Source organism: Oleiphilus sp. HI0079, from assembly GCF_001635105.1.
In genome coordinates, this window is sequence record NZ_LWFT01000037.1 from 1 (window position 1) to 872 (window position 872).

Sequence of the window (872 nt, forward strand, 5' to 3'; positions counted from 1 at the left end):
GCTCTACTACGAAAAAGGCGATGAGAGGGCGCTAGATCTTTTAGCCCGCGCTGCTGAGCTTGCGCCTAATAGTCCTGCTGTCTTGGACAGTTATGGGTGGGTTTTGCACAAGTTTGGTAAAACCGCTGAGGGATTGCCGTATCTGGAAAAGGCCGCTGAGATGCAGCCCGATAATGCGGAAATTCAAGCGCACTTCAATGAGGCTAAGGCTGCAGGGTAGCTCAGTGCTTTGTGATCCCACGTACTCGGTGGGATCTATCCCGCTCATCTTGGTCTGAAGGGCTGGGTTTTGCAGAGCTCTCAGTGCCATCAAGCGGGTTTTTCGAAGTTGTGTATGGTTTTGGTGCTATACGCCAATTCGGCCAATCGAAAAGCCTTCGCTTGATCACTCTCAATCGCTAATTTGGCGCTCAACTAAGCTGTTTTGATAGCATGCTTTTCTATTAGAGAGTAAAGGGTTGGGCGAGTGACGCCGAGTATTCTCGCTGCTTTTGCCATGTTGCCTGCAGCGCTTTGGATAGCCTGTTGGCAAGCGGTTTTTTCAGCGTTATCTCGTATTTGCTTAAGGTTTAGAGAACCCTCGGGTAGGTTAAGAAACTCCCCCTCGAGCTCTAGGTCTTCTGCGCTAACGTTGCGTCCATCGGTCATAATGGCGGCACGCTTTATTTTATTAATCATCTCACGCACGTTACCTGGCCAATCATGATGACGAATAGCCGTCATGGCATCTTCAGAAAGGCGCAAATCTTCGCGATTCATGTCGCTGCCAATGCTCTTTAAGAGGGCCTGGGCGATCAGTACAGAATCACCCTCGCGCTCGCGTAAAGGGGGAATATTTAAGCTAATCTCACTCACGCGGTAGTACAAATCTT

At 49.7% G+C, this 872-nt stretch carries 1 protein-coding gene and 1 pseudogene; one reads left to right on the top strand and one right to left on the bottom strand.

Features of this window, described 5'->3' with window-relative positions:
- A pseudogene (locus tag A3750_RS25575) lies at positions 1-220 on the top strand (hypothetical protein); the annotation flags it as partial.
- A 194-nt stretch (positions 221-414) separates the two neighbouring features.
- Here the strand turns inward: A3750_RS25575 and A3750_RS00720 are convergent.
- Positions 415-872 (bottom strand): helix-turn-helix domain-containing protein (locus A3750_RS00720; protein WP_304440152.1); only part of this gene is annotated, 458 nt, incomplete at its 5' end.